We start from the raw sequence: 20,210 nt of genomic DNA on the forward strand, positions 1-20,210 counted from the left end.
GATACCTCAGAGGGTTTCAATAGGCACTCTGCGACTCGACAAGGTAATCACCATGCGACCTATCACATTCCTGTTTACCAGCCTGCTGCTGGCTTTCGCTCTGACCGCAAGCTGGATGGCCAGTGGCGAGAGCAAGCAACCTGCGGGTGCCACGCCGTCGCTGGCGGGAGCGGTCGAATGGCTCAACTCACCGCCTCTGAGCCTTGAAGCGCTCAAAGGCAAAGTAGTGCTGGTGGATTTCTGGACCTATGACTGCATCAACTGCCGGCGTGCGCTGCCCTACGTCAATACCTGGGCCAAACGCTACGAAAAAGACGGTTTGGTGGTGATTGGCGTACACACGCCCGAATACGCGTTTGAGCACATCCCGGCCAACGTCAAGGAACAGGTGCGCAAGCTGGGCATCGGTTATCCGGTGGCTATCGACAATAACTACGCGATCTGGCGCAGCTTCGATAACCAATATTGGCCGGCCCACTACCTGATCGATGCCAAGGGGCACGTGCGTTACAGCCACTTCGGTGAGGGACGCTACGAGGCTCAGGAACAGGTGATTGAAGTACTGTTGAATGAGGCCAGGGCGATTCAATGAGGCGGTCTACGCTTGAAGGGCACTCCCAGGTTCTGCCGCGGACTAAGCAACAGGGCCGCTGAAGGCCCTCTGCTTTTCTGACATGGACCGGACATGAACCAAACCAACCTTCAATTCAAAACCCTGCTGTTATTGCTGGCCCTGGTGACCATCGCCTTTATCTGGATATTGCTGCCGTTCTATGGCGCGGTGTTCTGGGCGGTCATCCTTGGCATCATCTTCGCCCCGATGCAGCGGCGCCTGCAGCAACGCTTCAGCTGGAACCGCAACCTGACGTCCCTGGCCACCCTTACGGTATGCCTGGTGATCGCAATTTTGCCGGTGATCATCACCAGCGTGCTGCTGGTGCAAGAGGGCGCCACCCTCTATAAAAATATCGAAAGCGGCAAATTGGACGTGGCGGGGTATATCGAACAGTTCAAGAACATCCTGCCGCCTTATTTCCAGCATCTGCTCGACCGCTTCGGCATGGGTAACCTGGAGGGGCTGCGGGAAAAGATCGTCAAGAGCGCCATGCAAGGCAGCCAGTTCTTTGCCACCCAGGCGTTCAGCTTCGGCCAGGGCACGTTTGATTTCCTGGTGAGCTTTTTCATCATGCTGTACCTGCTGTTTTTCCTGCTGCGTGACGGCCCGGAACTGGTGCGCAAAGTACGTACGGCGGTGCCGTTGGCCGAGCCGCAAAAGCGCCGGTTGCAACTCAAGTTCAATCGGGTGGTACGTGCGACCGTCAAGGGCAACGTGTTGGTCGCCGTGACCCAGGGTGCGCTGGGCGGTTTGATCTTCTGGTTTCTGGACATTCCCAGCGCGTTGCTCTGGGCGGTGTTGATGGCGTTTCTGTCGTTGCTGCCAGCCGTCGGCGCTGGGATCGTGTGGGGGCCGGTGGCCGCCTACTTCCTGTTGAGCGGTTCGATCTGGCAGGGCGTGGTACTGGGCTTGTTCGGCGTGTTCGTGATCGGGCTGGTGGACAATGTATTGCGCCCGATCCTGGTGGGCAAAGACACCAAGATGCCGGATTACCTGATCCTGATCTCGACCTTGGGCGGCCTGTCGGTGTTTGGCTTGAATGGCTTTGTGATCGGGCCGTTGGTGGCGGCGCTGTTTATGTCCAGTTGGGCGTTGTTTGTCGAAAGCAAGCCGCGGGTCAAACTGCCATTGCCCTAGTTCTCAGGCGTGAGTTTTCAGGCCAGAGGCTTCAGGCATGGAGCCTGAAGTTCGACACCTGCTGTTGCTGTTGTTGCGCAGCGGACAGCGAGGTGAGCGGGCCGCTGATGGTTTCGCCATCGCGTACCACATACCAGCAGGCCAGCAACCCGAGCTCCCGGAGTGGGGCGGGGACGGCACTGCCGACAACGGACATGATTTGAACAGTAGGCATAGGCACCTCCAAAGGTATGGGGGTCACCTTACGGGCTGATGGCGCGTAGGAAAAATCACCCTTCTCGATAGTCAACATTAACGCCAGGCGTCAATCCACTACTTGATCGAGCATGTTCACCACTTCCTGCTCGCTGAGCAGGCCTTTGCGCACCAGGTTTTCTGCCAGCAGCGCGAGAAATTTTGCGCTGCGGTGGCCCTCAAGGTGCTTGAGTTCGGTAAGTGCGCTGTAGACCTTGCTGGAAGTGCACAGGCCAGCGGTGCGGTGCGGGTTTTGCGTGGGCATGGTCAGTCGTCCTTAATTGTTATTGGGTGGACCGCTCGATAGTGAGACCGTTGAGTGACGTAAACATGACAGCGCAGGCCCAGGTCAAGCAAGTGGACATTTGACCGTCATGATGTGGGATTGCGGCTCGGGCATTGTCCTCATAGCGACCTTGGCATGATAAAACCGGGCTTTTCAGGCAAAACCCAGGCAAAACTCAGGTAAAAAAAAGACCCCGCGTGTGGGCGAGGCCTGTTCATTTCTAACCTGACTGCGTGTTACCAGCCGCGGCCATAATAACCGTGGGGAGGGCCATAGTAGCCGCGTGGTGGGCCGTAATAGACCGGCGCCGGGCGGTAGTAAACCCGCTGTTGCACATACACCGGCGGTGGCGGTGCGTAGTAGACCGGCGGCGGCGCGGCATACACCGGTTGCGGCTGGACATACACCGGTTGCTGCACGTAAACCGGCTGGGATTGGCTGGCAACTACGGAGCCAACAACGGCTGCGCCGATCAAACCACCCAATATGGCCGGGCCACCCCAACCACCACCGTGGGCGGAGGCTTGGCCTGCCATAGCGAGTGCGCCGATAAGCAAGGCGATTTTGGGGATTTTACGAATCATGGTCATTCCTCGGTTAGCCCCTGCGCTTGTGGTCTGCAATCAATAGACTCAAGGATTGTCGCGGGGATACTTTTAAGACAACGTATTTCTGAAAAACAGCACCGCCGCTAGGTAAAGGTTGTGTAAGGTCTGTACCGATTTGCTTACTCAAAGGAGTTTTCCATGCAGATGCACCCCAACAAGGACACCCAACTGTGCATGTCATTGTCGGCGCGTCCCGGGAATTTTGGCTTGCGATTTCACAACCATCTGTACGAACAGCTGGGGCTGAACTTCTACTATAAAGCCTTCAGCAGCCAGGATTTGCCCGGCGCGATCGGCGGCATTCGGGCGCTGGGCATCCGTGGTTGCGGGGTGTCCATGCCGTTCAAGGAAGCTGCCATTGCCCTGGTCGATGAGTTGGATGCCTCGGTCAAGGCCATTACTTCGCTCAACACCATCGTTAATACCGACGGCCATCTCAAGGCCTACAACACCGACTACATTGCCGTGGAACAATTGCTGAAAAAGCACGCGGTGCCCAAGGATTCGACCTTCGCGCTGCGTGGCAGCGGCGGCATGGGCAAGGCGGTGGCCAGTGCCCTGCGTGACGGCGGTTATGCCAACGGCGTGATTGTGGCACGCAACGAAGCGGCGGGCCGGGCGTTGGCGCAGAGCCTGGGGTATGAGTGGCAAGCAGAGCTGGGCGAGTTGCGCCCACAGATGCTGGTCAACGTGACGCCGATCGGCATGACCGGCGGTGCAGAAGCGGACCAGTTGGCCTTTGCGGCCGATGCTGTGGACGCTGCTGACACGGTGTTCGATGTGGTGGCGATCCCCGCCGAAACGCCGTTGATCGAGCGCGGGCGTGCCCAGGGCAAACGGGTGATTACCGGGTTGGAAGTGATCGCAATCCAGGCGTTGGAGCAGTTTGTGCTGTACACCGGTGTGCGGCCGACGGATGAACAGTTCCAGGCGGCAGTGGCTTTCGCTCGAAATTAAAGCACTGCGCAGATCCAAATGTGGGAGCGGGCTTGCCCGCGATGAGGGCGTGTCAGCCGCCTTATACATCACTGACCCACCGCAATCGCGGGCAAGCCCGCTCCCACATTTTTAATCGGGTTAAGCCTGTTCCAACTGGGCCAGGCGCTCTTCCAACGCTGCGATCCTGGCTTCAAGCTCCTCAATACGCTCCACCGAAACCCCACCCGGCGAGCGCTCCACCGGGCTCCCGCGTGCCGCGATGATCGCCTCAATATCCGCCGGATCCCCCAACGCATGGGTATAACGATCTTCCCGTTGCCCTGCCTGGCGGGGCACCAATACTGCCAGCCCGCGCGCAATCAGGCGTTCAAGCTGGTGCACGACCTGTTCGGCATCTTCAAAGTCATGCATGCGCCCGCTGCGGGTCAGCAGTTCGTTGACGGTCTGCGGCCCGCGCAGAAACAGCAGCCCGATCAGGATTACCTGAGCCGGCACCAGCTCCAGTGCCTTGTCCACCCGATGCTCCCAGCGGTCGGCGCGGCTGCCCATCACCAGGCGGGTAAAGCCTTGGCCCTCGAGCACCCGCAGGCTCTGGCCGACCTGGCCCTGGCTCAAGTTGGTCACCGGTTCCCGGCTGGTCTTCTGGTTGCAGGCCAGCACCAGCGCATTGAGTGTGAGCGGGTAGGTTTCCGGGTTGGTCGCCTGTTTTTCGATCAGGCAGCCCAGGATGCGGATTTCCGTGCTGTTCAGGCGCGGCTCAGGGGTGTCGGTGTCGTGCTCGGCGGTCATCGCGCTTTCCCTATGCAGTGAAGCTCACTAGCCTAATCCTGAAAAAATAAAAGACAAGCCGCAGGCATGGCTATAATCGCCGCTGGTTCCAAACCCTGCCATCACCGTGAGACTGTCATGACTATTTCCCTGTACGCCGCCTCCATCCCGGTCTTCAAGCAAATGCTCAACGCGCTGAGCGACGTGCTGAACAAAGCCGAAGCCCACGCCACCGCCAAGAACATCGAACCCAATGCCTTGCTGCAAGCGCGTCTGTTCCCGGACATGTTCCCGCTGGTGCGCCAAGTGCAGATCGCCGTCGACTTCGCCAAGGGCGTTTCCGCGCGCCTGGCCGAGATCGAAGTGCCGAAGTACGAAGACAGCGAAGTGACCTTCGCCGATCTGCAAGCACTGATCGCCAAGGTGCTGGCATTTGTCGACACCATCAAGCCTGAGCAAATCGACGGCAAGGAAGGCATCGAGATCATCACCCGCCCAGGCACGCCGAAAGAGAAGCGCTTCAGCGGTCAGTCTTACCTGCTGACCTATGGCCTGCCGCAGTTCTTCTTCCACGTCACCACCGCTTACGCTTTGCTGCGTCACAACGGTGTGGAAGTGGGCAAGCGCGATTACATGGGCGCTTTCTAAGCATCCAGATACAAAAAAGCCCGGGATCGTTGCTGTCGAACGCCCCGGGCTTTTTTACGCCTGGATAGTTAAGCCGTTTGCTCTTCCTTGCCCAGGCAGGCGGCTGCCGTGAACAGCACATCGGTGGACGAGTTGAGCGCGGTTTCCGCCGAGTCCTGCAGCACACCGATGATGAAGCCTACGGCCACCACCTGCATGGCGATCTCGCTGGGAATGCCGAACAGGCTGCACGCCAGGGGAATCAGCAGCAACGAGCCACCGGCCACACCCGACGCGCCGCAGGCACATACCGCCGCGACCACGCTGAGCAGCACGGCGGTTGGCAGGTCCACGGCAATACCGAGCGTGTGCACGGCGGCCAGGGTCAACACGGTGATGGTAATCGCCGCGCCGGCCATATTGATGGTGGCGCCCAGCGGGATCGACACCGAGTAAGTGTCTTCATGCAGGCCCAGGCGTTTGCTCAGCGCCAGGTTCACCGGAATATTCGCCGCCGAACTGCGCGTGAAGAATGCGGTGATGCCGCTTTCGCGCAAGCACATCAGCACCAGCGGATAAGGGTTGCGGCGCAGTTTCCAGAACACGATGGCGGGGTTGATCACCAGCGCGACAAACAGCATGCAGCCGATCAGCACCACCAGCAGGTGGGCATAGCCGAGCAGGGCGCCGAAACCGGAGGTGGCCAGGGTCGAGGCCACCAGGCCGAAGATACCCAGCGGCGCAAAGCGGATGACGACGCGCACGATCAGGGTGACGCCATTGGACAGGTCATCGAGCACCGTGCGAGTGGTAACACCTGCATGGCGAATCGCGATGCCCATGCCGATGGCCCAGGCCAGGATGCCGATAAAGTTGGCATTCATCAGCGCGCTCACCGGGTTATCCACCACGCTCAGCAGCAGGCTTTGCAGCACTTCGCCGATACCGCCGGGGGCGCTGACGGTGGCGTCATGGGTAGCCAGCACCAAAGGCGACGGGAACAGCATGCTGGCAACCACTGCGACGACGGCAGCGGCAAAGGTGCCGAGCAGGTACAGGAACAGGATTGGCTTGATATGGGTTTCCTGGCCATGTTTATGGTTGGCGATAGACGCCATGACCAAGACAAACACCAGAATCGGCGCAACGGCCTTCAGCGCGGTGACAAACACCTTGCCGATAAAACCAGTGGCTCGCGCAGCCTCGGGCAACAGCAAGGCCAGTAAGATACCGGCCACCAGGCCGATGACAATTTGGGTGACCAGGCTGACGCGCATCAGTCGTTGCAGCAGGGAAGGGGCAGCAGTCATAAACAGTTGTCTCTAGTTTTTTTAGTAGGACGCAGCATTGCAGGCACATAGCGACGTAGGAAGCAGGCCCAAAGTCTAACATGCTGTAGGAAGCGTCCCGTTTCGGTGCGGCATTCCGTCACCCTCAACTGTAGGGTTTGGCCAGGCCAAGGCCTATTCTGTTAAGATTGCGGCCTCTCATCTTTCCTCTCCCTCAGCGAGCCCTTCGGGCTGTCGTTGATGTCGTCGTTTCTGGAGTTTTCATGTTGTTCCCTATCCTGCTGCTGTCGGCCGCCGGTTTTACCGTGCTGACCACAGAATTCATCATTGTCGGGCTGCTGCCGTCGATCGCCCGCGACCTGAACGTCAGCGTGTCCCAGGCCGGGCTGCTGGTGACGTTGTTCGCGTTTACCGTGGCGGCATTCGGGCCGTTCCTGACCGCATACTTCGCGCGGTTCCAGCGCAAGCGCCTGTTTATCTGCATCCTGATCATGTTTGCGCTGGCTAATACCGTGGCGGCATTGGCGCCGAACATCTGGGTCATGGCCTTGGCGCGCTTGATTCCGGCGTTGGGGTTGCCAGTGTTTTGGGCCTTGGCGAGTGAAACAGCGGTGGATATCGTCGGGCCGGAGTTTGCCGGCCGGGCCATTGAAAAGATCGGTTTCGGGATTGTCTGCGCCACGGTGTTCGGCATTCCGGTTGGCACCTTGATCTCCGATATGTTCGGCTGGCGCACAGCGTTTGCGATTCTCGCCGTGGTGGCGTTGGCCAAGGCCTTGCTGCTGTTTATCTACCTGCCGGTGACCACACCCAAGAACGATCAGGTGAGCCTGCGCTCGCAGTTCAAGCTCCTGCGCAACCCGTTGATGCAGGGCCATATCCTGCTGTCGATCCTGGTCTTCAGCGGCATGTTTACCGCTTACACCTACCTGGCAGACATCCTTGAGCGCCTGGCCGGCTTCGACGGCACGCTGGTGGGCTGGTGCCTGATGGGTTTTGGCGCAGTGGGCCTGATCGGCAACGCCCTCGGCGGGCGTGCGGTGGATCGTCACCCGCTGATTGCGTCCATGGTGTTTTGCGGGTTCATGATCGCCGGCATGGTCGCGGTGGTCCCGGCGATTCACTCCACCCTCGGCCTGGCAGCGGCGATGGCAGTGTGGGGCGTGACCCAAGCGGCGATGTTTCTGGTCAGCCATGTGCGCCTGATGAAAGCCGCGCCCCACGCCCCGGCGTTTGCGGCGTCGCTGAATATCGCTGGCGCCAACTTGGGTATTGGCCTGGGGGCAATGGTGGGTGGGCATGTGATCGACACCCTTGGCCTTGCCAGCCTGGGGTTTGCGGCGTCCGGATTTATCCTCGTATCGATCCTGCTGGCGCTGTGGTTGATGACCGCCGAGCAGCCGATGGCGTCCAGCGCCTGAGTCAGCCTGGCTGGGACGGGATCAGGCTTATGTGGGAGCCGGGCTTGCCCGCGATGCAGGCACCTCGGTGTATCAGTAAGACCGAGGTGATGCTATCGCAGGCAAGCCAGCTCCCACACCTTGCCGTCAGGGCAGGGCGGTAAACAGCTCGCGCCGCGCCCCTTCGGTAATCGCCACGATGCCGGGGTGCTTGATCTTGCGTTCCACCGAGATCGCGTAGAACGACTCGGTGACCGCATCGGTCTGGCCGATCAGCGCCACGCCATATTGGCGCACCACCTCATCGGCGATCACGCTGGGGGCGATAAATATCCCGCTGCCCGACTGCCCAAACGCCTGCATCAACGCGCTGTCGTCGAACTCGCCGATGATCTTCGGCTGGATCTGCTGCTCGGCAAACCAGCGCTGCAAGCGGCTGCGCACCACCGTCTCCGCACCCGGAATCAATAACGGCGCGCCCTGCAGGCAGTGTGGGAAATCGCCGCCGTATTGGTCCGCCAATGCCTGGGTGGCGAAAAAGCTGATGCCGCACTCCCCGAGTTTCTGACTGTAGCCTTTGATGTCCAGATGCGTGGGCATAGGGCTGTCGGAGATCACCAGGTCCAGGCGCTGGATCGCCAGGTCGGCCAATAACCGTTCGAGTTTGTCTTCGCGGCAGGTGATGCGCATCGGCTCGCTCAACTCCATGGTCGGCGCGATCAGCCGATAAACGATGGATTTTGGCACCACATCCGCGACCCCGACCCGAAACAGGATCTGCTGTTCGTCGGGTGCTGCGCGCAACATGGCTTCCAGCTCGTTACCGGTCTGGAACATCTGCTCGGCATAGGGCAAGGCCCGTCGCCCGGCTTCGGTGAGTTCCAATTGGCGACCGACACGCTGAAACAGGGCGATACCAAAGGTCTGCTCCAGCAGGCTGATCTGGCCGCTGATGGTCTGCGGCGTGAGGTTCAGTTGCTCACAGGCGCGCACAATACTGCCGGTCTTGGCCACCACCCAGAAGTAATGCAATTGTCGATAATTGAGCATGGCGGTCTACACTTCGTAAAAATCGAAGTATACGTGAGAAAAATACGAATTTTACTGAACTGTTCAGCTGCATAGAATGCCTCGCTATCGAGGGGCCACTATTTGGACCCAATGGTTCTAACGAGGAATACATGATGAAACTCAATTCCCTGGGCGCGGCGTCCGTACTTGCGCTTTCATTGGTGATGATCAGCGGCTGTGATCAAGTCGAAAAGAGCGCGCAGCAGGTGCTGGGCAAAGCCACCGAATCGGCCAAACAAGCCATCGATGACACCCACAAGGCCGCCGAGCAGGCATTGAGTGAAGCGACCCAAGGTTTGATCAAACCTGAAAAAGACGCTGAGCAGGCCGAAAAAGAATCTGAAACCCAGCGTAAAGAAGCTTAATTTCCCAGCACAACGTCAGGACTGACCTATGGACTACCTTTTACAACTGGCCGCCAGCCCGACCGCCTGGGTTGCACTGGCCACCTTGATCGTCATGGAAATCGTGCTGGGCATCGACAACCTGATCTTCATCTCGATCCTCACCAACAAGCTGCCCGAAAAACACCGGGCCAAAGCGCGACGTATAGGCATCAGCATGGCGTTGATCCTGCGTCTGGGCCTGTTGAGTACCATCGCGTTTATCGTGCAGCTGACCGCGCCGGTGTTCGAAATTTTCGGCCAGGCGTTTTCCTGGAAGGACATGATCCTGATCGCCGGTGGCCTGTTCCTGGTGTGGAAGGCCACCACCGAGATCCACCACAGCATGGACCCGGAGCCCGAGGAGAAAGCCAGCGTCAGCAACACCGTGGCCATCGGCTTTGCCGCCGCGATTGGGCAGATCCTGTTGCTCGACCTGGTGTTCTCCATCGACAGCATCATTACCGCCGTGGGCATGACCGAGCACCTGCCGATCATGATCATCGCCGTGGTGGTCTCGGTGATCGTGATGCTGGTGGCGGCCGAGCCGTTGGCCAAGTTCATCAACGACAACCCGACCGTGGTGATGCTGGCCCTGGGCTTCTTGATCATGATCGGCATGACGCTGATCGCCGAAGGTTTCGGCGCCCATGTGCCAAAAGGCTATGTGTATGCGGCCATGGCGTTCTCGGCGGTGATCGAATGCCTGAACATTGCCCGCCGTAACCGTCACAAACGCTTGCTGGCAGCCCGCCCGTAAGCGCTGAAGCAAAAAGCCGGCTGTGCTCACAAGAGCCCAGCCGGCTTTTTGCTGTCTGTTAGAATCGGCCCACTTGTTACCTTGAGGTCCACCATGAACGAGCCGATTCGCCTCACCCAGTACAGCCACGGCGCGGGTTGCGGCTGCAAGATTTCGCCCCAGGTGCTGGAAGTGATCCTCGCCGGCAGCGGCGCACAGAACCTCTACCCCAACCTGTGGGTGGGCAACGCCTCGCGTGACGATGCGGCGGTGTACGCCATCGACGACGAACGCGGCGTGGTCTCCACCACCGACTTTTTCATGCCGATTGTCGATGATCCGTTCGACTTCGGCCGTATTGCCGCCACCAACGCGATCAGCGATATCTACGCCATGGGCGGCGACCCGTTGATGGCCATTGCGATTCTGGGCTGGCCAGTGAATGTGCTGGCGCCGGAAGTAGCCCGCGAAGTGATCCGTGGCGGCCGCTCGGTGTGCGACGCCGCCGGTATTCCGCTGGCCGGCGGGCACTCTATCGACGCGCCGGAGCCGATCTTCGGCCTGGCCGTGACCGGCATCGTGCAAAAGCGCCATATGAAGCGCAACGACACCGCCACCGCGGGTTGCAAGCTGTACCTGACCAAACCGCTGGGCATCGGCATCCTTACCACCGCCGAGAAGAAGGGCAAATTGCGCAAGGCGGACATCGGCCTGGCCCGTGACTGGATGTGCACGCTCAACAAGCCTGGCAGCCGTTTTGGCAAGTTGGCCGGCGTAACGGCAATGACCGATGTCACCGGTTTCGGCCTGTTGGGTCATCTGGTGGAAATGGCCGACGGCAGTGGTCTCACCGCCCGTATCGAATACGCCAAAGTCCCACGCCTCGCCGGGATCGAGGACTACTTGGACCAAGGCTGCATGCCCGGTGGCACCTTGCGTAATTTCGACAGCTATTCAAGCAAGCTGGGGCGTCTGCAGGAACTGCACAAGCGCGTGCTGTGCGACCCACAGACCAGCGGCGGCTTGTTGATCGCCGTTACCCCGGAGGGCGACGCCGAGTTTCACTCTGTGGCCGCAGAACTGGGCCTGAGCCTTGAGCCAATCGGCGCACTGGTTGAGCGACAGACCCACGCGGTAGAGGTGTCTTGATGGCAACTGACATCACCAACTACCGCGACATCTTCCTCAACGACCGGCCGATGATGGATACCCGCGCGCCGATCGAGTTCACCAAGGGCGCGTTTCCCGGCGTGGTCAACCTGCCGCTGATGACCGACGACGAACGCCAGCGGGTCGGCACCTGCTACAAACAGCAGGGCCAGCAAGCGGCCATCGTGCTGGGGCATGAGTTGGTGTCCGGGGCAATCAAGGCCGAGCGCATCGAGCATTGGGCGCAATTCGCCCAGGCCAACCCCGACGGTTACCTGTACTGCTTTCGCGGTGGGCTGCGGTCGCAGATCGTGCAGCAATGGTTGAAGACCGAAGCGGGTATCGAGTATCCCCGCGTCGGTGGTGGTTACAAGGCCATGCGCACCTTTCTGCTGGAAACCCTGGAGCAAGCGACGGCCGAGTGTGATTTCGTCTTGCTCGGCGGCATGACCGGGACCGGCAAGACCGAGGTGTTGAGCCAGTTGCGCAATGCCTTGGACCTTGAAGGGCACGCCAACCATCGCGGCTCCAGCTTCGGCAAGCGCGCCACGGCGCAACCGTCCAACATCGACTTTGAGAACCGCCTGGCGGTGGACCTGCTGAAGAAACGCGCGGGCGGTATCGAACAGTTTGTGGTCGAGGACGAAAGCCGCATGATCGGCAGCTGTGCACTGCCGTTGCCGTTGCATAAGGGCATGCAGACCTTCCCGATGGTGTGGCTGCAAGACAGTGTTGAAGGCCGCGTCGAACGGATTCTGCGCGATTACGTGGTTGATCTTTGCGCCGAATTTATCGCGGTGTTTGGCGAAGGCGGGCAGGCGTTGTTTGCCGAGCGCTTGACCCAGAGCCTGGCCAACATCCACAAGCGCCTGGGTGGCGAACGCTTCCAGCGCTTGCAGGCCATTTTGCAAGATGCCCTGGCAGAGCAGGCGCGCAGCGGTGCTGTGGATTTACACCGGGTGTGGATCGAAGGCCTGTTGCGCGAGTATTACGACCCGATGTATGCGTTCCAGCGTGAAAGCAAAGGCGCGCGAATCGAGTTTGCCGGGGAGCAGGGCGCGGTGGTGGCGTACTTGCGCGAGCGGGTTGCCAGGCGGGGGTGATGCGGTGGGTTTGAGGGCCTCATCGCAGGCAAGCCAGCTCCCACATTTGACTGCATTCACAGATCAACATGTGGGAGCTGGCTTGCCTGCGATTAGGCCCTAAGCCCACAACAAAGCCTAAAGAATCACCGCCCCGATCAACCCACACACCACCCCCACCAGCATGGTCAGCCCGGCCACCGTCACCAGCACCCGCGCGTCGAAGTCCTTGCGCAGCATCAACAGCGACGGCAGGCTCACGCTGGGCAAGGTCATCAGCAACGCCACGGCCGGGCCGGTGCCCATGCCCAATGTCATCATGGTTTGTACGATAGGAATCTCGGCTGCCGTAGGAATGACGAACAGCGTGCCGACGATGGCCAGCGGTATCAGCCACACCAGGCTATTGGCCATGGCCCCGTCGACATGGGGAAACAGCCACACCCGCGCGGCGCCCAGAATCAGCACGGCGACGATATAGATCGGGATCGTGCTCCAGAACAACTGCCACAGAGTCCGCAGCCACCGGCTCAAAAATGGCTGCGACTCGGTCTGACTCGCGTCAGCCACTGCGTCCAGTGCCGCTTCCGGCACATGGTCGGGACGGGCAATGCGTTGTGCGACCAGCGACACGCCCACCACCAGCACAATCCCCGCCACCAGGCGTAACGCGGTAAAGCCCCAACCCAGCACAAAGCCCATGAACACTAAGGTTGCCGGGTTCAGCACCGGGTTGGCGATCCAGAAGGCCAGCGCCGCGCCCACCGACACCTGCTGACGGCGCATGCCCGCTGCCACCGGGGCCGCGCAGCAACTGCACATCATCCCCGGCAAGGCGAACAGCCCGCCACGCAGGGTCGAACCCAGCCCGGCGCGGCCAAACAGGCGCAATAGCCAGTCGCGGGGGATCAACACTTGCAGCAGTGACCCCAGAATCACCGCCAATACGGCAGCTTTCCAGATCGCCAGGAAATACACCTGGGCATAGGCCAATGCCGCGGCCAAAGGCGCGCTTTGCTGATCGTTGAGAATCGAGGCGCCGATGCTGTGGTTATCCGCAGCGACAAAGGCCTTGAGGTAGTAGGGCGACCACTTCACGTAATAGAGGCCGATGCAGGCCACCAATATGAACAGCGCTGGTTTCCACCAGAACGACCAGCCCCGGTTGGGCTGGGTGGAGATGAGGTTGGGCATGGTGCAGGTCCGCAGATGATTCAATAGCGGGGCATCATACGCGCCTACCACCGATCGTTCCCACGCTCCTGCGTGGGAATGCAGGCTGAGACGCTCTGCGTCGAGACGCTGGCCCCAGCACCTGAACCTCGCGCAGGGTGAAAGTTGAGCGTTACGGAGTGAATTCCTACGCGGGAGCGTGGGCTCTATCTGCAGGGCTTCAGATATCCGCGCTCACTTGGGTTGCTGCCGGGCATGTCTGCTCGCCGTTATCCAGGCCTTGCTTGTAGTTGCGGCTCAGCAGCGAAGCCTTGCCGTTGTGCCAGGTCAGTGTCAGTACATAGAGCGTGTCGTAATCGCCGCCCGACCAATCGTCCGTGATGGTGTGTTTTTCACCCGAGGCTTCACTGGCCACCCGGTTGATCAGCTCCGGCAAATAACCGTGTGACCAGGCGGTGTAGATGATGGAATTGTGGTACTTGTCTTCCACCAGCTCATCGGCGAGGTCGTGGGTGTCATTGGCGGAGAACTTGATGTTCACCGGCAGGCCGAGCTTGATGGCGCTGGGGCTGATGGTCATCAGGGGTCGAATGTAGCTGTAGGAATTATCGTGCTCGCCTTCCTCGACATTGCGCGTCGGGTTGGGCGCAAACACGTAGTTGGCCTTGCCGAATTTTTCCGGCAGCACGGTGGCCAGGTTCATCGCGCGGTTCAAACCCTGGCAATTGAGCTGGCCGAGGCCGCCGACGGGTTTTTCGCCGTGGCGCAGGAACACCAGGGTTTGCACACCGTCCACCGGCGCGGCGCGGCTGATTCGCGACTCCAGGGTCAGGCCGATGGCGCCGCCCACCAGCAACAGCGGCAACATGATGTAGGCATAACGTTTAAGACGTTGCGCAAGGCACAGAGGCTTGATTGTCATTGTAGGTTCGAGTCTTCAGTGCGGCGATTAAGGCGGGCAAGCCTGGCCCCAGCGACGCATCCGGCGTGCTGCGGTTTAACCTGTGATTGTTACGGCGTATCTCCTTTCACCGTCATGGCGCAGTTAAGAGTATGAATCGGCTCTTTGGTTCGCCTGCGCGCACCATAGCGCGGTTATGTTGCGCAATGATGACCCATGCAGGACGGCGTGCAGGTGGCTATTATGGGGACTTTGAGCCTGGGGACTTCCCGATGAACGCACTTGCCGCTTTCCCGATCAACAGCAAATGGCCCGCCCAGCACCCGGAGCGCTTGCAGCTGTATTCGCTGCCCACGCCCAATGGGGTCAAAGTGTCGATCATGCTGGAGGAACTGGGCCTGCCTTATGAAGCACATAAGGTCAGTTTCGAGACCCAGGACCAGTTGTCGCCAGAGTTCATGTCCCTGAACCCCAACAATAAAATCCCGGCGATCATCGACCCCAATGGCCCGAGTGGTCAGCCGCTGGCGTTGTTCGAGTCCGGGGCGATCCTGATTTACCTGGCGGAAAAAGCCAGCCAGTTGCTCTCCGAAGACCCGGCCACCCGTTACGAAACCCTGCAGTGGCTGATGTTCCAGATGGCCGGTATCGGCCCGATGTTTGGTCAGGTCGGGTTCTTCAACAAGTTTGCCGGCAAAGCATACGAAGACAAACGCCCACGTGATCGCTACGCCGCCGAATCTCGGCGTTTGCTCGGCGTGCTGGAAAAACACTTGCTGGGCCGCACCTGGATCATGGGTGATGAATACAGCATCGCCGACATTGCCACCTTCCCGTGGATCCGCAACTTGATCGGTTTCTACGAGTCCGGCGACTTGGTTGGCATTGCTGATTTCCCAAATGTGTTGCGTGCACTGGACGGTTTTGTCGCCCGCCCGGCGGTGATTCGTGGCCTGAGTATTCCGAGCTAAGACATGCCGACTTTCGATTTCAAGCAACTGGATGTGTTCAGCCGGGTTTCGCTCAAGGGCAACCCCTTGGCGGTCGTGCTCGGCGCCGATAGCCTCACGGACCAGCAAATGGCCGACTTCGCCAACTGGACCAACCTCAGCGAGACCACGTTTTTGCTGACGCCGCGTGACCCTCGGGCGGATTATCGGGTAAGAATTTTTACCACGCTTAAAGAGCTGCCGTTCGCCGGGCACCCGACCCTGGGTAGTTGCCATGCGTGGCTGCAGGCAGGCGGCGTGCCCAAGGGTGAGGAGATTATCCAGGAGTGCGAAATCGGCCTGGTGCGTGTCCGTCGCCAAGGTGATGAACTGGCGTTTATTGCACCGCCGTTGTTGCGCACAGGGCCGGTGGAAGCGCCCCTGCTGGAGCGCGTGCGCCTGGGGTTGGGCCTGGCACCTGAGGCCATTGTGCGCAGCCAGTGGGTGGATAACGGCGCGGACTGGCTGGCGGTGATGCTGGCCGACCGCGAGCAGGTGTTGGCCTTGCAGCCCGATTACGCGCAATTGCACGGCCTGGCCATTGGCGTCATCGCGCCCTGTGACCCGGCGCGTGACGAGGTGGACAGCCACTTTGAAGTGCGCGCTTTTATCGCCGGTGACGGCGCCCAGGAAGACCCGGCCACCGGCAGTTTGAATGCCGGTGTTGCCCAATGGTTGCTGGCCGAAGGCCTCGCGCCCGAGCGGTATGTGGTCAGCCAGGGCACCGCGATTGGGCGTGCCGGGCGAATTCACGTGGAGCGCCAAGGTGATGAAATCTGGGTGGGCGGCGCAGTGGCGGCGTGCATCGAAGGGCGAGTCCAGCTCTAGATCAATATATTGTTACGGCCCACGCAATACACTATTGGCCCCTGGGCGTTTGTGCTGCGGGGGCCAAGGGGCATAAGCTTTTGCCCCAACTATTCTGCCGCTATCCAGGAAAGCCATGACCAGCCAGTTCCCCCAAGCCCGTCCTCGCCGCCTGCGCCGCTCCCCGGAGCTGCGTGGCCTGTTCCAGGAAACCGAATTCACCCTCAACGACCTGGTACTGCCGATTTTTGTCGAAGAAGAAATCGACGACTTTGTGCCGATTACCAGCATGCCGGGCGTGGTGCGTATTCCTGAGAAAAAACTGGCCGGTGAAATCGAGCGTTATGCCCGTGCCGGGATCAAGTCGGTGATGACCTTCGGCGTGTCCCACCACCTGGACGCCAACGGCAGCGACACCTGGAAAGAGCGCGGCCTGGTCTCGCGCATGTCCTCGATCATCAAGGACGCCGTGCCGGACATGATCGTGATGTCTGACACCTGCTTCTGCGAATACACCGACCACGGCCACTGCGGCGTGATGCACGGTGCCCACGTCGACAACGACGCGACCCTGGTCAACCTCGGCAAACAAGCCGTGGCCGCCGCCCGCGCCGGTGCCGATGTCATCGCACCGTCGGCCGCCATGGACGGCCAGGTCCAGGCCATTCGCCGTGCCTTGGACGACGCGGGCTTCACCCATATCCCGATCATGGCCTACTCCACCAAATTTGCCTCGGCCCTCTACGGCCCATTCCGCGAAGCCGGCGGCAGCGCCCTCAAGGGCGACCGCAAAAGCTACCAGATGAACCCAATGAACCGCCGCGAAGCCGTACGCGAGTCCCTGCTCGACGAACAGGAAGGCGCCGATGCGCTGATGGTCAAACCGGCTGGCGCCTACCTCGACATCATCCGCGACATTCGCGAAACCTCACGCTTGCCGGTGGCGGCGTATCAAGTGAGTGGCGAATACGCGATGATCAAGTTTGGCGCCCAGGCAGGCGCAATTGATGAGGCCCGAGTGGTGCGCGAGACGTTGGGGTCGATCAAGCGGGCTGGCGCGGATTTGATTTTTACGTATTTTGCGATGGATTTGGCGTTGGCTGGGATTTGAATTTGGGTTGTGGGCCTGTGGCGAGTGAGGTTGCTCGTCACAGGTGTAGTACTCTTTGAAGTTTTGCGATCACGCTCAGTTGAATTTTTCATAGTCTTGGGCACCCAATGATGCCAGCCATTTTTTAAAGAAGTCGATTTGTTCTTTTGGGTCGTTCGTTAGATTCTCTTCTTCATAATCAAAGATGTGAACTATATCTTTTCTAGTTGCTTGTTTGCCTAAGGTTATTTCGTAAGCAACAAGTCCTGCACTCATTTGAGATGCCATTCTTGAAGGCATTACATTTAATTTTGCGCCTTTGCATAAGAAGGTCATATGGGGGAAGTCGGCTCTGACTTTTGCGAGGCAAACGTAAATGTCCCTTCCTTCATAAATTTTCTTGAAGTTTTCTGCTTCTGAAAATTTCATGATGAGTTTTCTTTTGTCAAACTTTACTGTTGTTTCTATTTTTTTATCGTTTACTAGTATTTTTATTTTTTTCGTTTCCATGTTTTTTCTGCTTGGAAGTTGGGTTTAATGGCCTGCATGGCTTTCGTTGGGTTTTTATTGGCGTGGTAACTAGAGTGTCCGCTGTATATATTTTGTGGTGACGGGTAATTTCTTTTTATTTTGGCGAGGTGTTCTGATCATCACGTTCCGAGGTGAGATCGCTGCGCTGTGGTGAAAGAGATTGCTCGTCACATGTCTTCACTCAGCACCTACAGCGATTCAGACCATTTTGTGCGGTACGCAATCTGTTCGTTGATGTCGTTTGTTAGTTCATTTTCCTCATAATCGAATATACGAACAAGCTTTGCGTCCGGATCACCTAGTTTTGTTTCGTAAGCCACCACTCCACTAGACATTTGTGATGCCATCGCTGAAGGATACACATTGACTTTTGCCCCTTTGCAGAGAAATTTTATCTCGCTAAAGTCTTTTCTCATTAAGCCGAAACATATATAGATGTCAATGTCGGTGTAAGATTTTTTTACGCCGTCAGCGAATATTATCGAGAGTGTTGCTGTTCTTCTGTCGCATTCGATAGTCGCATTTTCGCGAATTGAATTTTTTATTATGGTTATCTCTAATTTTTTCATTTTTTAGCTCTATTGGGGTTAATTAATGAGTAGCCTTTATGTGTGCCGTCATCGTGTAGGGGGGTGGCCCCTAAAATGTCTTTTGTGTCTATTCGACCAGGTATAGCAATTTCACGTTCTTTTTGGTAGTCGGATAAAATTCCGAGCTCTTTGTTGACATCTCGGCCTGGAATTTTTTTCAAGATGTAAAGATAGCCATCTTCTAGCCCGTAAGTCGTTGCGAACATCACACCTTGCAATCTAGATACTGATGTACTCACAAAATTGCTTGGGGGATTCGCATTATTTTGTGAGTGCAGATAGAGATCTGTGCTTTTGCCTCTACTTTCAAAGCCTCCCTCAAAAATCTCATCTGGATGCCTTGAGTCTCCACGATACAGATATTCTCGTTTTTGATCGGAAGTGGGTAGTGAGGGGCTTCGATCATCAACATTTGGTTGTTTGCCCGTGCTTTCTGTATTTGTAGTTGGTTTGCACCCATCCCCACCCGGGCAATTACTCAGGCCTAGCGGATCCACCCACCCTGTTGGATTGGGCACATACCGGTACGCGTTAATCCCACCCGCCAGCTTCACCGGATCCGGCGTCAGGTAACGACCAATATCTGGATTGTAGTAGCGATGGCGGTTGTAGTGCAGCCCGCTTTCCGCATCGAAATATTGGCCCTGGAAGCGCAGCGGGTTATCGATTTTTCCGACGTCGAGGCGGGCGATTTCCCCGTAGGCGCGGTAGTGCGCGGACCAGGCGATTTCGCCTTCGGGGTTTGTCAGTTCCTGCGGCGTGCCCAGGTGGTCGAGTTGGTAGTGGAAGGGTTTGGTGTCTTGAGGGCCAAAGCCTTCCAGCAGTACCAACGGGCGAAAACTGTCTGGCTCGTAGAGGTAGCTGCGATGCCGATCCGCGTGGTGTTCTGCCACCAGCTTGTCGCCTTGCCAGAAAAACTCCGTGGTTATGTCGTTAACGGTTTTGCTGATCCGCCGACCAAACGGGTCGTAGCGGTAGTTGGCGGTTTGCCCGTTGGGTTGGGTAATGCCAATCAACCGATGCTGGCAGTCGTAGCGGTACTCGGTGACGAGCTGATGACCCTTGCCACGTCGCTGTCGGATCAAATTACCGAAGGCGTCGTAGTCATAGTGATGATCGCCCTGAATCATCAACCGGTTCCCCGCCACGATGTCCGGGCCTGGGCGGTCTTGCATGAGCAGGTTGCCAGCCGGGTCGTGGCCGAAGCGTTCCTGCACGTCTTGCGAGTGGTCGGCGCGGGTCAGGCGGGCGAGGGGGTCGTAGTGGTAGTGGTGTTCGCCTTTGCGGGTGTCGAGCAGGCGGGTGAGGTTGCCGGTTTTGTCGTAGTCGTATTGGCGTTGGTATAGCGTGTGTTGCTGTTGGCTGACCGCGTGGGCGTGCAGGCGGTTTTGGTCGTCGTAGTGGTAGTGGCTGAGGAGTTGGCCTTGTTGGCGTTGGTGTTCGCGGCCGGTTTTGAACAGGTGCGAGGTGAGGGTTTCGCCGTTCAGTTCGACGGTGGAAAGGTGGCCGCCTTTGTCGTGGTTGAACACCAGCCGGTTATTGTCCGGGAGGCGCAGGTTTTTAAGTTGGCCGCAGGCGTCGTAGCCGTAACGCAAGGTGCCCCAGCCCTGGTGTTCGGCGGTGAGGCGGTTTTGTGGATCGTACTCGTAGGCCAGCGCCCAGTGGCCGTCGTCGACGCTGAGGAGGTTGCCTTGGCGGTCGTAGGCATAGTCGACAACATTGCCGTCTGGCAGGGTTTTTCTTACGAGGCGCCCGGCGTGGTCTCGCTTGTAACGGGTAACGAGCTGACTGCCGTCGTCGC

22 protein-coding genes and 1 pseudogene are annotated in these 20,210 nt (G+C 58.8%); 12 read left to right on the top strand and 11 right to left on the bottom strand.

Translation table 11 applies throughout. The features are described from left to right. Positions 1-145: 145 nt before the first annotated feature. Positions 146-592 (top strand): annotated as a pseudogene (locus HX790_RS25540) (thioredoxin family protein); the annotation flags it as partial. A gap of 93 nt (positions 593-685) precedes the next feature. Then, positions 686-1,753, top strand: a complete 1,068-nt coding sequence (locus HX790_RS25545; protein WP_017135286.1) for an AI-2E family transporter — start codon at positions 686-688, stop codon at positions 1,751-1,753. Positions 1,754-1,784: 31 nt separating this feature from the next. Here the strand turns inward: HX790_RS25545 and HX790_RS25550 are convergent, their stop codons facing one another. The 3 genes from HX790_RS25550 to HX790_RS25560 form a co-directional block, all read right to left on the bottom strand. Next, the gene (locus tag HX790_RS25550; RefSeq protein ID WP_017135285.1) at positions 1,785-1,967 is read right to left on the bottom strand and encodes a hypothetical protein; all 183 of its coding nucleotides are present in this window, start codon (positions 1,965-1,967) and stop codon (positions 1,785-1,787) included. 90 nt (positions 1,968-2,057) lie between these two features. Continuing rightward, positions 2,058-2,252, bottom strand: a complete 195-nt coding sequence (locus tag HX790_RS25555; protein ID WP_010211349.1) for a hypothetical protein — start codon at positions 2,250-2,252, stop codon at positions 2,058-2,060. A 257-nt stretch (positions 2,253-2,509) separates the two neighbouring features. Next, complete coding sequence (locus HX790_RS25560; protein ID WP_017135284.1) at positions 2,510-2,863, bottom strand: hypothetical protein; 354 nt, start codon at positions 2,861-2,863, stop codon at positions 2,510-2,512. 156 nt (positions 2,864-3,019) lie between these two features. Here HX790_RS25560 and HX790_RS25565 point away from each other — a divergent pair, with 156 nt between their 5' ends. Next, entirely contained in the window at positions 3,020-3,838 is an 819-nt protein-coding gene (locus tag HX790_RS25565; protein ID WP_017135283.1) for a shikimate 5-dehydrogenase, read from the top strand. Between the two features lie 120 nt (positions 3,839-3,958). Here the strand turns inward: HX790_RS25565 and HX790_RS25570 are convergent, their stop codons facing one another. Next, positions 3,959-4,609, bottom strand: a complete 651-nt coding sequence (locus tag HX790_RS25570; RefSeq protein WP_099550060.1) for a YceH family protein — start codon at positions 4,607-4,609, stop codon at positions 3,959-3,961. A gap of 117 nt (positions 4,610-4,726) precedes the next feature. On the opposite strand from HX790_RS25570, the gene HX790_RS25575 reads away from it, so the two are divergent. Beyond that, on the top strand, positions 4,727-5,236 hold the full coding sequence (locus HX790_RS25575) for a DUF1993 family protein (RefSeq protein ID WP_017134564.1): 510 nt from the start codon (positions 4,727-4,729) through the stop codon (positions 5,234-5,236). Between the two features lie 68 nt (positions 5,237-5,304). On the opposite strand, the gene sstT is transcribed toward HX790_RS25575, so the two are convergent. Next, positions 5,305-6,525: a serine/threonine transporter SstT gene (sstT, locus tag HX790_RS25580; protein WP_017134563.1), complete on the bottom strand. Its 1,221-nt coding sequence runs from the start codon at positions 6,523-6,525 to the stop codon at positions 5,305-5,307. Positions 6,526-6,767: 242 nt separating this feature from the next. Between sstT and HX790_RS25585 the strand changes: the two genes are divergently transcribed. Further along, positions 6,768-7,925 carry an MFS transporter gene (locus HX790_RS25585; RefSeq protein WP_017134562.1) on the top strand — a complete coding sequence of 386 codons (1,158 nt, stop codon included), beginning with the start codon at positions 6,768-6,770 and terminating at the stop codon, positions 7,923-7,925. Between the two features lie 126 nt (positions 7,926-8,051). Here HX790_RS25585 and nhaR read toward each other — a convergent pair whose 3' ends face one another. Further along, entirely contained in the window at positions 8,052-8,954 is a 903-nt protein-coding gene (nhaR, locus tag HX790_RS25590; RefSeq protein WP_017134561.1) for a transcriptional activator NhaR, read from the bottom strand. A gap of 134 nt (positions 8,955-9,088) precedes the next feature. Here nhaR and HX790_RS25595 point away from each other — a divergent pair, with 134 nt between their 5' ends. The 4 genes from HX790_RS25595 to mnmH all read left to right on the top strand — a co-directional run bounded on the left by HX790_RS25595 (position 9,089) and on the right by mnmH (position 12,349). Beyond that, positions 9,089-9,340 carry a hypothetical protein gene (locus HX790_RS25595; RefSeq protein WP_017134560.1) on the top strand — a complete coding sequence of 84 codons (252 nt, stop codon included), beginning with the start codon at positions 9,089-9,091 and terminating at the stop codon, positions 9,338-9,340. A 28-nt stretch (positions 9,341-9,368) separates the two neighbouring features. Continuing rightward, positions 9,369-10,118 (top strand): TerC family protein, encoded by a 750-nt coding sequence (locus HX790_RS25600; RefSeq protein WP_017134559.1) that lies wholly within the window; start codon positions 9,369-9,371, stop codon positions 10,116-10,118. 93 nt (positions 10,119-10,211) lie between these two features. Then, positions 10,212-11,246: a selenide, water dikinase SelD gene (selD, locus tag HX790_RS25605; protein ID WP_176992420.1), complete on the top strand. Its 1,035-nt coding sequence runs from the start codon at positions 10,212-10,214 to the stop codon at positions 11,244-11,246. Next, positions 11,246-12,349 (top strand): tRNA 2-selenouridine(34) synthase MnmH, encoded by a 1,104-nt coding sequence (gene mnmH, locus HX790_RS25610; protein WP_176992421.1) that lies wholly within the window; start codon positions 11,246-11,248, stop codon positions 12,347-12,349. Before selD ends, mnmH begins: the two co-directional genes overlap by 1 nt. Positions 12,350-12,466: 117 nt before the next feature. On the opposite strand, the gene HX790_RS25615 is transcribed toward mnmH, so the two are convergent. Further along, positions 12,467-13,522 carry a permease gene (locus HX790_RS25615; RefSeq protein WP_169987056.1) on the bottom strand — a complete coding sequence of 352 codons (1,056 nt, stop codon included), beginning with the start codon at positions 13,520-13,522 and terminating at the stop codon, positions 12,467-12,469. A gap of 199 nt (positions 13,523-13,721) precedes the next feature. Continuing rightward, positions 13,722-14,423 (bottom strand): histidine phosphatase family protein, encoded by a 702-nt coding sequence (locus HX790_RS25620; RefSeq protein WP_169987058.1) that lies wholly within the window; start codon positions 14,421-14,423, stop codon positions 13,722-13,724. A 251-nt stretch (positions 14,424-14,674) separates the two neighbouring features. On the opposite strand from HX790_RS25620, the gene HX790_RS25625 reads away from it, so the two are divergent. From HX790_RS25625 to hemB, 3 genes are all read left to right on the top strand, one after another. Further along, positions 14,675-15,373, top strand: coding sequence for a glutathione S-transferase N-terminal domain-containing protein (locus tag HX790_RS25625; protein WP_176992422.1), 699 nt, complete (start codon positions 14,675-14,677; stop codon positions 15,371-15,373). A 3-nt stretch (positions 15,374-15,376) separates the two neighbouring features. Next, entirely contained in the window at positions 15,377-16,219 is an 843-nt protein-coding gene (locus tag HX790_RS25630; RefSeq protein WP_017137780.1) for a PhzF family phenazine biosynthesis protein, read from the top strand. A 115-nt stretch (positions 16,220-16,334) separates the two neighbouring features. After that, positions 16,335-17,309: a porphobilinogen synthase gene (hemB, locus tag HX790_RS25635; protein ID WP_017137781.1), complete on the top strand. Its 975-nt coding sequence runs from the start codon at positions 16,335-16,337 to the stop codon at positions 17,307-17,309. Positions 17,310-17,384: 75 nt separating this feature from the next. On the opposite strand, the gene HX790_RS25640 is transcribed toward hemB, so the two are convergent. The 3 genes from HX790_RS25640 to HX790_RS25650 form a co-directional block, all read right to left on the bottom strand. Beyond that, the gene (locus HX790_RS25640) at positions 17,385-17,798 is read right to left on the bottom strand and encodes a hypothetical protein (protein WP_176992423.1); all 414 of its coding nucleotides are present in this window, start codon (positions 17,796-17,798) and stop codon (positions 17,385-17,387) included. Between the two features lie 209 nt (positions 17,799-18,007). Then, positions 18,008-18,388 (bottom strand): hypothetical protein, encoded by a 381-nt coding sequence (locus HX790_RS25645; protein WP_176992424.1) that lies wholly within the window; start codon positions 18,386-18,388, stop codon positions 18,008-18,010. After that, the coding region (locus HX790_RS25650) for an RHS repeat-associated core domain-containing protein (protein WP_176992425.1) at positions 18,385-20,210 on the bottom strand (1,826 nt) is incomplete at its 5' end. The genes HX790_RS25650 and HX790_RS25645, both read right to left, overlap by 4 nt.

The sequence above is a fragment of the Pseudomonas sp. IPO3747 genome (assembly GCF_013385245.1).
Classification (GTDB): domain Bacteria; phylum Pseudomonadota; class Gammaproteobacteria; order Pseudomonadales; family Pseudomonadaceae; genus Aquipseudomonas; species Aquipseudomonas edaphica.

What these genes read in the sequence shown, in the direction of transcription:
- HX790_RS25555 (WP_010211349.1), bottom strand. Translation starts at nt 2,252, where the DNA reads ATGCCCACGCAAAACCCGCACCGCACCGCTGGCCTGTGCACTTCCAGC.
- HX790_RS25575 (WP_017134564.1), top strand. Translation starts at nt 4,727, where the DNA reads ATGACTATTTCCCTGTACGCCGCCTCCATCCCGGTCTTCAAGCAAATG.
- HX790_RS25600 (WP_017134559.1), top strand. Translation starts at nt 9,369, where the DNA reads ATGGACTACCTTTTACAACTGGCCGCCAGCCCGACCGCCTGGGTTGCA.
- hemB (WP_017137781.1), top strand. Translation starts at nt 16,335, where the DNA reads ATGACCAGCCAGTTCCCCCAAGCCCGTCCTCGCCGCCTGCGCCGCTCC.
- sstT (WP_017134563.1), bottom strand. Translation starts at nt 6,525, where the DNA reads ATGACTGCTGCCCCTTCCCTGCTGCAACGACTGATGCGCGTCAGCCTG.
- HX790_RS25550 (WP_017135285.1), bottom strand. Translation starts at nt 1,967, where the DNA reads ATGCCTACTGTTCAAATCATGTCCGTTGTCGGCAGTGCCGTCCCCGCC.
- HX790_RS25640 (WP_176992423.1), bottom strand. Translation starts at nt 17,798, where the DNA reads ATGGAAACGAAAAAAATAAAAATACTAGTAAACGATAAAAAAATAGAA.
- HX790_RS25595 (WP_017134560.1), top strand. Translation starts at nt 9,089, where the DNA reads ATGAAACTCAATTCCCTGGGCGCGGCGTCCGTACTTGCGCTTTCATTG.
- HX790_RS25615 (WP_169987056.1), bottom strand. Translation starts at nt 13,522, where the DNA reads ATGCCCAACCTCATCTCCACCCAGCCCAACCGGGGCTGGTCGTTCTGG.
- nhaR (WP_017134561.1), bottom strand. Translation starts at nt 8,954, where the DNA reads ATGCTCAATTATCGACAATTGCATTACTTCTGGGTGGTGGCCAAGACC.
- HX790_RS25620 (WP_169987058.1), bottom strand. Translation starts at nt 14,423, where the DNA reads ATGACAATCAAGCCTCTGTGCCTTGCGCAACGTCTTAAACGTTATGCC.
- HX790_RS25570 (WP_099550060.1), bottom strand. Translation starts at nt 4,609, where the DNA reads ATGACCGCCGAGCACGACACCGACACCCCTGAGCCGCGCCTGAACAGC.
- mnmH (WP_176992421.1), top strand. Translation starts at nt 11,246, where the DNA reads ATGGCAACTGACATCACCAACTACCGCGACATCTTCCTCAACGACCGG.
- HX790_RS25545 (WP_017135286.1), top strand. Translation starts at nt 686, where the DNA reads ATGAACCAAACCAACCTTCAATTCAAAACCCTGCTGTTATTGCTGGCC.
- HX790_RS25585 (WP_017134562.1), top strand. Translation starts at nt 6,768, where the DNA reads ATGTTGTTCCCTATCCTGCTGCTGTCGGCCGCCGGTTTTACCGTGCTG.
- HX790_RS25630 (WP_017137780.1), top strand. Translation starts at nt 15,377, where the DNA reads ATGCCGACTTTCGATTTCAAGCAACTGGATGTGTTCAGCCGGGTTTCG.
- HX790_RS25565 (WP_017135283.1), top strand. Translation starts at nt 3,020, where the DNA reads ATGCAGATGCACCCCAACAAGGACACCCAACTGTGCATGTCATTGTCG.
- HX790_RS25645 (WP_176992424.1), bottom strand. Translation starts at nt 18,388, where the DNA reads ATGAAAAAATTAGAGATAACCATAATAAAAAATTCAATTCGCGAAAAT.
- HX790_RS25625 (WP_176992422.1), top strand. Translation starts at nt 14,675, where the DNA reads ATGAACGCACTTGCCGCTTTCCCGATCAACAGCAAATGGCCCGCCCAG.
- selD (WP_176992420.1), top strand. Translation starts at nt 10,212, where the DNA reads ATGAACGAGCCGATTCGCCTCACCCAGTACAGCCACGGCGCGGGTTGC.
- HX790_RS25560 (WP_017135284.1), bottom strand. Translation starts at nt 2,863, where the DNA reads ATGACCATGATTCGTAAAATCCCCAAAATCGCCTTGCTTATCGGCGCA.